The sequence below is a fragment of the Sphingomonas faeni genome (assembly GCF_040407565.1).
In the GTDB taxonomy this organism is placed as follows: Bacteria; Pseudomonadota; Alphaproteobacteria; order Sphingomonadales; family Sphingomonadaceae; genus Sphingomonas; species Sphingomonas faeni_F.
Window position 1 is genome coordinate 132,809 of sequence record NZ_JAPZPR010000010.1, and the last position, 8,372, is coordinate 141,180.

At 65.6% G+C, this 8,372-nt stretch carries 8 protein-coding genes; all 8 read right to left on the bottom strand.

What is annotated here, in order from left to right:
• Nucleotides 1-2 precede the first annotated feature (2 nt).
• The 8 genes from O6Y00_RS18950 to O6Y00_RS18985 are packed head-to-tail and all read right to left on the bottom strand — an operon-like array spanning nucleotide 3 to nucleotide 8,318.
• Nucleotides 3-2,255, bottom strand: a complete 2,253-nt coding sequence (locus tag O6Y00_RS18950; protein ID WP_353444118.1) for a phage tail protein — start codon at nucleotides 2,253-2,255, stop codon at nucleotides 3-5.
• Complete coding sequence (locus O6Y00_RS18955) at nucleotides 2,255-2,644, bottom strand: DUF6950 family protein (protein ID WP_353444119.1); 390 nt, start codon at nucleotides 2,642-2,644, stop codon at nucleotides 2,255-2,257. The genes O6Y00_RS18950 and O6Y00_RS18955 overlap by 1 nt, the downstream gene beginning before the upstream one ends.
• Nucleotides 2,645-2,648: 4 nt before the next feature.
• Entirely contained in the window at nucleotides 2,649-3,281 is a 633-nt protein-coding gene (locus tag O6Y00_RS18960; RefSeq protein WP_353444120.1) for a hypothetical protein, read from the bottom strand.
• Nucleotides 3,278-3,952: a hypothetical protein gene (locus tag O6Y00_RS18965; protein WP_353444121.1), complete on the bottom strand. Its 675-nt coding sequence runs from the start codon at nucleotides 3,950-3,952 to the stop codon at nucleotides 3,278-3,280. The genes O6Y00_RS18960 and O6Y00_RS18965 overlap by 4 nt, the downstream gene beginning before the upstream one ends.
• Nucleotides 3,952-6,621, bottom strand: a complete 2,670-nt coding sequence (locus tag O6Y00_RS18970) for a phage tail length tape measure family protein (protein ID WP_353444122.1) — start codon at nucleotides 6,619-6,621, stop codon at nucleotides 3,952-3,954. Before O6Y00_RS18970 ends, O6Y00_RS18965 begins: the two co-directional genes overlap by 1 nt.
• A gap of 1 nt (nucleotide 6,622) precedes the next feature.
• Nucleotides 6,623-6,781, bottom strand: coding sequence for a DUF7697 family protein (locus O6Y00_RS18975; protein WP_353444123.1), 159 nt, complete (start codon nucleotides 6,779-6,781; stop codon nucleotides 6,623-6,625).
• A gap of 23 nt (nucleotides 6,782-6,804) precedes the next feature.
• Complete coding sequence (locus O6Y00_RS18980) at nucleotides 6,805-7,368, bottom strand: hypothetical protein (protein WP_353444124.1); 564 nt, start codon at nucleotides 7,366-7,368, stop codon at nucleotides 6,805-6,807.
• A 5-nt stretch (nucleotides 7,369-7,373) separates the two neighbouring features.
• Complete coding sequence (locus tag O6Y00_RS18985) at nucleotides 7,374-8,318, bottom strand: phage tail tube protein (RefSeq protein ID WP_353444125.1); 945 nt, start codon at nucleotides 8,316-8,318, stop codon at nucleotides 7,374-7,376.
• Nucleotides 8,319-8,372: the final 54 nt, after the last annotated feature.

Genomic DNA, 8,372 nt, shown 5'->3' on the forward strand with positions numbered 1-8,372 from the left:
GGCTAAGCCTGAAGGTAGTTCGTGGTATCAGCGCGTATTGCGAGGCCGGCGGGCCCGGACGCCTGCGCGCGCAGTGTCACGAAGATGCGACTCCCGCTGGCATTGGTCACGGTACCGCTTGCTTCAGGATACGCAGGCTCGCCGGAGGCGACGAAGGCCGATGCTGAACCGACATCGCCGAACGAACCACCACCAATCGCCGATGCGATCGTAAGGGTCGCTGTTCCCGAACCAGTCGACGTCAGGCCGATCGCTGCCGTTACATTCAGGCCCGCGCCCGGTTCCAGGAGGATAGGGTCCAATTGCCCGGTCAGTCCGGAAAGCATAATCGAATGAATTGGACTGCCTTCGCCGGTACCTGGCGTAACGAAGCTACCGCTCGTCACGGTGCTGAGGATGAGACGGGGTCCGGGGACGCCGCCAGCAAAGCGGTACGACACAGCGCCGTCGTATTGGACGGCGCCGCCAACAATGATCCGTCGCTCACGTACATCCGGGGAAGCAAACACCGGATCGATCCACCCGGCGTCATTCGATTGGCCGTCGACATGGACCCGGTACTCGAAGCGGACCTCGCTGCAGTACAGATCCTCGACTGCGCCGGTGAAGACGAGCGCGGGTTGCGACGTGCCATCGGCGCCTGCGATCGTTGTGCCCGTCAGCATCCACGAGCCCGGATCAGGCACCCCGTAACCGTCGGGCGGGGTTTGTGCGTCCGCCGTCGTGCCGTCGGCGATCTCGTCGCCAACCGACCACGAGTAACATCCGGCGTTGATCTCGCGCAGCGACAGCGCGTTACGCCATTCCTTACCGAGGCTGTACGATTCGATCCGGAATTGAACCGGCAAGCCGTTGGTACGCCTCGCCGAAGTCCAGACGATCCAGTCGCCTTCCTCGAGCTCGCAGAAGCGCGGGCCCAGCGTGACGCTGGCGGTGCGAAGCAGGCGACCGATCCGACGACGGATTTCGCCGATCCGCTGCGCCTGGGTCGATGACGTGACCAGGCGCAACGTCATCGCCGCTTCACGGGGACCGCCATCAACAATGACGTCCGCGCTGTTGCGTCGGATCGGGGCAGCCCGGCTCACCCATTTCTGCGCCGGGTCGATATAGTTCGGGACGACGGTGTTCGCCCATTCCTCGTCGGCCTCGCTGCGAAAGTCGCTGAAGCTGACCTTGGTGCCGGCAACGAGATCGTCGTCAGTAATATACGCGACCGGCGCCTTGCCGTGCCCCGGCTCGACCGCGACGCTGCCCTCGGGCTGTATCACAATGCCGCCCATCGCAGCCGCGAAGAGGTCGGCGACGTCGCCGAACACTTCGTCTGCCGAGATGACACCACCCACACGGTAGCGCCGTTCGCTTCCGCCTGCCTTCAGCGCGACCTGTTCGTCGCAGAGATTTGCGGCGGTGAAGATGCGCTCAGGCGGCGCTTCCGTCGCCGTGAGACCTCGTCCGACGAGCAGCTGCGTCGGCTGGTCGATCCGGTCGCAGGCATAGATCCCGCGATCGAAATTGTAGCGGCACAGTTCGGCGTTTTCGCCCCACTCGCGGGTCGACGGATCCAGCCAGCGATGAGGGCCGGAACCGCCCGGCACCGTGCTATCCTTTCGCGGGTCGTACAGGCGAAGCCCGCGGACGACGGCAAGGAACGATGGCCGGCCGCTCGTCCAGATGGGGTTCTTCGCGTCCGCCGCGTCAGCCTTGTACTCGACGACGAGGTAGGCGACGCCGCGGATCCGGTCGTTCGCTGCCCATCCGCCCTGCGCGGTCAGAACCGCCGGCAACTGCTGGTCGTCGGAACCGGGCCGCCACGAGACCCGAAGCTGATTGCCATATCCGGCGACAGGTCCATCGCCAGCATAGGCAACGTACGTGTCGTTCACATAGAAGCCGACCAGACCGTCGCAGAGGTGATCGGCGATTACCAGGACCAGGACTTCCCAGTCGGTCCCGTATTTCCCGCCATAGTTGAAAGCATCGCCGAGCGAGCCAGCCGTGCCAGCCAGTCCGAACACGGCGCGGCGCGGGCCTTCGCCAATTTGCAGCGAGGTTTCGGACGCCTGGCGCGCCTCGCTGCTGCTGCTCGGCTTCATCAGCGCGGCATTGACGAACCCGACGACCGCGATGCCCGCGCCGATCGCACCCGCAAGCGAGCCGGCAATGAGGAAACTGCCACCACCGGTGGGGATGGCGGCCGCGACCGCAACGACGATCGCCGCGACCGTGAGAATTTTGCCAACTGCCTTGGACATCAATCGGCACTCCAGGCGTGTGTCATGGTCGACCGCTTCGCGCGCTGGTTACCGGTCTCGCCCGGACCGACGAGGGTCTCACCCTCGACAACCATCAGCCGGAGCCCAAGCGCTTCGTCAGGGACGCCAGCAATATCGCCGCGTGACGCCATGGCCGGTGCGATGGGGGTGAGACAGGAAGATGTCGCCGCTTCCATGCCGCCGAGCTTGGCGAGTGCGCGACAGGCCCCGGCAAAGGTCCGCCACCTGCCGAGGCCGTGTAGCGGACGCCGTCCCGTCTGGGCCTCGACCGCGCCGGCCGCATAGCGCGCGCAGTCGTTTGTCTTCCAGTCGTGGGGCGTGTTGGTACGTCCGGCGATAAACGCCAGCAAAGCATCATGATCGCGCATAGGGTCAGACCAGTTGGACGTTGCCATCGCGGCGGGCCGCGCTGGACGAGTTAGGTAATGCGGTCAGCGACGTCGCAGGTTTCTGACCGCCCCAGTAGAGCGTCTTCTGTCCGGCAAAGCTGACGCGTCGAAAGCCGCCATCGCTCGGGTCGATGAGACGCTGATCGCTATCGGTGCGCATCCGGCCGCCACGACGACCCAGGCCGCGGGCCGCACCTTCGACCGTGATGCTGATCGCCGCATTCTCGCCGATCGTCTCGTCGGTCTCGACCGCATCGATCCGCCCGCGGTCGAACACGTGCTCGTCGAGGAGCACGGTTCCCGACGAGTCGAACACGAGGCGGCGCGATGCTACCGCAGATCCGCGCAGGTCCGCCGCATCGAGCAACGGGATCACGTCAGGATCGACGCCGGACAGTGAAAGCGACAGACCCTGCGCTGCACCTCCGACTGCGGAGGAACTGATCTGGGCGAGGGCGCGATCGCCGATGCCTAGATAGGTTTCACCGTCCAGCACGACCGTGCCTTCACCGTTCCAGAGGCGGACGGGCGGATCGCACAGGATCTCGGTCGCACCGCCGACGATAACGTCGCCACGGCCGATCGCCGCCATTGCCAGATCCGTGAAGCTCTTCATGGTCGCAGATCCTGCACAGCAGAGATTTTGCCGCTCATGACCGAAAGGCGGCGATCGATTGGACCCAGTTCCGACTGGCCGGGCAGGAGCTTCATCACGCAAGCCGGGCGGTCGAGATGCGCGATCGCGTTTGCTGGCACGACCAGCGTCGGGACGGGCGGCTCCACGATGAACGTGGCCGTCCCGCCGGCATTGGCAGATGCCGGCAGCACAAGGCGGACCAGCGCTCGGCGTGCGTCACCGACGCCCCAGCGGAAGCCCACATAGTCGCCGACGGACCCCTGAAGGCCGGACGGCAGCCCGGACAAGGTAAGCTGAGCGCTGCCGTCGGCGTCGATCGCCTGCGACCAGGCTGAAGCCGCGCCGTCGAAGGCACCGCCCCCGGCGGGCGTCATTCCTCCGAAGCCGCCCATATGAGCGAGCGGAAACGGGCGCGCGATGTCGCGACCGAGAAACGAGCGCTGGCTGCCCCGCATGCGCAACAGCCACGCCCGCCAGAGATCCGACTTCACCGCGCCGATCTTGCCCAGTTGCCACGCCGCTACCCACAACGGGTTGCCGGCGCTGACCGCACCGATCCGACCGCCAGCCTCGGGCGACAGGAAGTCGACCCGTTGCAGTTCGAAGGTCTGCTGCGCTTGACCGGTTTCCGGTTGTTCGAGCGGCAACATCAGCGGATCAACCGCCGCGTTCGGGCGTCGTTGTACGCGGCGACGACACGGCCGGGCAGTTCCGAACGCAGATCGGCGAGCTGCTGCTCCACGCGCGCGAGGCCGGCAGCGTCGGCACCGGTCGCATCGATGCTGATCGGCATGCTGATCGAAGGCATATTGTCGTTTCCTGCCAGCATGCGCCGCGTTTCGGCTGCGGGCGTCACGCGTGAGCCACGGGGAAGGTTGACCAGTTCCTGGCCAAATTCGCCGACGATCGCTGCGCCGCCAGGTGCATATTCGGTGCCGGTAGCAAAGCCGGGGGGGCCAGTAGTGCGGACTGCAGCAGCGGCCGTTGTTGGCGCAGCCTTGCTGACGCCAGTGATGAGCGAGGCCAGTGAACCGATGATACCGCCGGAGCCCGACAGCTTTCCAATCTGGCTGAGCGTCCACTTAGCGGCGAGATCGGCAATGGCATTCATGCCCCTCTCCTTGAAGCTGTCGAAAATCGACCGCGTCCCGCCGCTCATGAGGTTGCGGTACAGGCCCGCGACCGTTCGGACGCCCTCTTGCTGAACCTGCTGGCGACGCTCGTGCTCGACAGTCCATGCGCTGATCTGCTCGTCCTGCTGCGCCCGCCAGGAGGCGTTCCCCGCAGCGAAAGGATCGTCCACCTCGCCGAACATCGTCTTGAACGACGAGGCCTGCTGAGCCGCCGCCTTGGTCTGCTGCTCCTTAAAGAGTGCATAGGTGTAGTCGCCGGCCTGATCAGCGCTAATCTTGCCTGCCCCCCGCAGAGCAGCGATCTTCTTCAGCGATGTCGCATATTCGTCCGCCGCAGCGCGGGCGGGGTCGAACTGCTTCACGACTTCCGCAAGGTCGCTTTCGAGCTCGCGGTTTGCGCTGGCGAGTTCCCTCGCATCCTTGGCGGCATCCGCCGATGCCGTGCGCTGTGCCGCAGTCCGCGCCCATTCGACATGCCAGTGACCGGTCTCGGCAAACACCTTGGTCAAACGCACGCCTTCAGCAGCGAACGCATCCTTGATCTTCTTCGCCGTAACTCCTGCTTCGAACTGAATATCGAGCGCGTTGCCACGCTCGTGCGCACTGGTGCCGGGCTTGGCGACGGGGTTCTCCTTCGGCTTCCCCTGCGCGATCCATGCGTCGTACAATTGCTGTTGCCGGGCGGTGCTCCGATCGGCGCTGTTGACCTGCAGACCCGCCGCCCGCGCGATCGCCGAAGCCTCCGACGACGTCACTTCGCGGCCGTACTGCTTCACGGTTTCCTTCGACGCGTGCTGTTTGTCCTGCTCGGCTTTCACCGCGGCTGCGCGGTTCCGCTCGATCGTAGCCAGTTCGCGCTTCAGCGCCCCGTCGACATCTTGCCCGGCCTTGATGCGCGCGCGGGCCGCGTTGCGCGCGGCCGTCGCCTGATCGTCGTAGTCCTTCTTTATCTTCGCCATCGGATCGGACTGTCGGGCTGCCGCCTCGGTCGCCAGGTCGATGCGCGTGCCCATCAGGTTCCGCTTGGCCTCGTCGATCGCAGCCTGATTGGTCTTCAGCTGCGCCTGCAGCCCGGCGACGCGGCCGGACGATTCCGTCAGTGCCAGCGTGCCGAGTTCGCCGCGCTGACCCATGCCCTGAGAACGCTGCTTGTCGACATTCTCCTGCGCGATCGCCTGATCGAGCAGCGCCGCGGTAACGCCGCGGATCGACATCTCTTTCTTCAAGTTTTCCTTGGCGAGGATGTTGGCGCGTTCGGCTGCCGACCGTTCGCTCTTCGCCGCCGTATCCAACGCTTCAGCCTGCTCGCGGATCGACGCAGCAACCCCCTCGGCCGAACGAGCAAACCGGTCTTTCGCGATCCGCGTGGTTTCGGTCTCTGCCGCATCCTTCTTGAGCTTATCGACGGCCTCGTCGATTGCGCTATTGGCGCTGATGATCTTGCCGATCAGCGGACCGAGAACGAGCGCGCCGGCGGTGATCGCCAGACCCCAAGGGCCGATCATGAACCGGGCGAAGTTCCCAGCCTTGCCTTCAAGGCCAGAGAACTGGCCCGCCACCTGTCCGCCCTGAATTGCGAACACCTGAAGGACGTTCGTCCCCATGCTGATCTGGGTGAATGTGTCCTGCAGCTGATAGCTGAGGCCCTGCATCGCAGCACGTTGGGCACCTGCCGAATTCCCGCCGCGCAGGTGAGCACCGGACGCGGCGTCCAACGCTTCCTGCTCGAGCCGAAGCTTCACGACGTATTGATCGAGGGATAGCGTTCCGGCGCTGACCAGCGTGCGCGCTTCCCCGATCTCGCGATTGAAGCGCTGCTGTGCTGCGAACGCGGGATCGATCGCAGCGACGAGCGCATGTGTTCGCTTCTCCAGCCGCTCTTCCTCGGCATACAGGGCGGCGAACGCCGCGGCCGACGACCGGGCAGAGCCCTCCCACTGGCCAAAGCCGGTGCCGTTCGTGTCGCCGATCCGCATCTGAACCGCGGTCTGCGGCATGATCGCGGAGATCTTCGCTGCGGCGTTTTTCTGACGCTGCATCGCCGCCTCGACGTCACGGCCGGCATTCTCGTACGAGCGCGCCCACCGCTTGGCCTGCACATCGCCCGTATCGGCGATCTCGACCAGGTCCGCCTTGACCTGCGCCTTGCCGGTCGTGCCGAGGCGAATTGATGCAGCGTTGGCCATGCTATTCCCCTCCTTCAGATGCCTCGGCGAGGCGGTTGACGATCACGGCTTCGACGGCCGGCAGAACTTCGGCGAGCAGATGCAGATCGACGTCGAGGGCGCGGCCCATCGTCATCACTGCACCGAAATCGAGCGCGAAAGGCTGGCCGACGCCACCCACGCGCAACTGGCGGTCACAGCCGGTCAGGACGCTCCAGACGGCCTCTTCGGCTTCGTTGTCCGCCTCGTGGAGGACGTAGGGGCACTCGGCGCATCGGTCGCCGTCGCCAGCGGTGCAGGTGAGCCGGCAGTAATCAGCTCCCCCGTCGCCTGCGTCGAAATGCCATCCTGCGAGGGCGACGATTCTTTTCCCGGGGCGGCGCGCTCGCGTTCGCGCTGAACGAACGGGATGACATAGGCAGCGTCGAACGCCTCGAAGGTGAGAGGGTCGGCGAGCAGCATGGCCTTGTTCGCGTCGGTGCATTCCAGCGCCACGCCGGCACCGGTGTCGTCATCATCCGCCATGATGCAGACGTCACGCCAATCGAGCGCGCCGGCGACGATCAGCGCGAAGCTGAGCGCGTCGCCGAGCTCTTCCATCTGCTCGGCGACTGACGCGGCTTCTCCGCCTTCGGCACCTTCCGTCCCCAGTGCGTCCAGAGCGGCCCTGCGCGCGCGGCGCAGCATCGGCCGCGTGATGGGCGCGAACAGCACGCTCGCGCCCATGACCGGCGTCCAGGCCGGCTCGACCTGCTGTTTCTGCACCACAAGCATTAGCCGTAGCTCGGCGTCATGTTGGTCATCTGGACGGTGAACAGGACGCCACCGTTACCCGCCGAACCGATCCCCCGGAATTCCGCCATCACGCCACCCGGACCGGTGATCGGACGCTTCACGCGCGGAAGGAAGAGCCGTGGAAAGGCTATGACCATGTTCGGTATGCCGGCGATGTTCCACTTCAGTTCGACAGCTACCGGCACCTTTGCCGTCGCCTTGTTGTACAGCGCCAGGTCGGCGAACTTGGTCGTCAGCGACAGGCTGGCCGATGGCATGCCGGGATCGACGTCGTTGATCTCCCCATCGGCGCGGATCGTCTCATCCTTGTCGAGGCCGTTCGAATACGAGACCTGCGCGGCCGTCACTTCCCCGACGACGACGCCATCGATGAAGATCGAGCCGCTGCCAGATGCGAACCGGAACAGATCGACGGGCGCTGGCGTGCCGGCGTTGGTCGTCAGCGACGGCACCGTCTCACCCTTGCCGACCAGACCGATCGTCGCGTTGGCAAGGCCGCTGCGCTGCATGTTCACCTGTAACGTGTTGGCGCGGATCCCGTAGTTGGTGCTGAACGAGGGGCGATCCGGAAGGCCGACCTCGATCGACGCCGACGGCAGCGACGGCAGGCCAGCCGAGAACAGGTGCGCGTATCCGCCCGTGAAGGGGAATGTCGTCGGCGCACCGAACAGCAGCTTGAGCCAGAGCGGAAACCCGTTGGCGTCGAGCGGCACGACGACGTCGCCGTCGTTCGTCACGACGTCATAGGTCGGATCGTATGGCGCGCGGCCCTGGCCGAGCAGATCGCTCTCGATCAGGCCCTGCTCGGCGCCAAGGTTGCACGAAACGAAGGGCAGCTTCGTGTACCCGTTGGCCGGCGGGGTGCCGTATGCGGTCTCGAAACCGAGAGCCATGATGGCATTCTGGCCGCGTGCGCGTCCCATGAGCGTTCTCCTGTCAGGCGAGGGGGTTGGGCGTCGAGTAGGACGCGATGATCA

Bases quoted from the DNA above. Each gene is read 5' to 3' on its own strand.
- O6Y00_RS18950 (WP_353444118.1), bottom strand. From the start codon at position 2,255: ATGTCCAAGGCAGTTGGCAAAATTCTCACGGTCGCGGCGATCGTCGTT.
- O6Y00_RS18955 (WP_353444119.1), bottom strand. From the start codon at position 2,644: ATGCGCGATCATGATGCTTTGCTGGCGTTTATCGCCGGACGTACCAAC.
- O6Y00_RS18960 (WP_353444120.1), bottom strand. From the start codon at position 3,281: ATGAAGAGCTTCACGGATCTGGCAATGGCGGCGATCGGCCGTGGCGAC.
- O6Y00_RS18965 (WP_353444121.1), bottom strand. From the start codon at position 3,952: ATGTTGCCGCTCGAACAACCGGAAACCGGTCAAGCGCAGCAGACCTTC.
- O6Y00_RS18970 (WP_353444122.1), bottom strand. From the start codon at position 6,621: ATGGCCAACGCTGCATCAATTCGCCTCGGCACGACCGGCAAGGCGCAG.
- O6Y00_RS18985 (WP_353444125.1), bottom strand. From the start codon at position 8,318: ATGGGACGCGCACGCGGCCAGAATGCCATCATGGCTCTCGGTTTCGAG.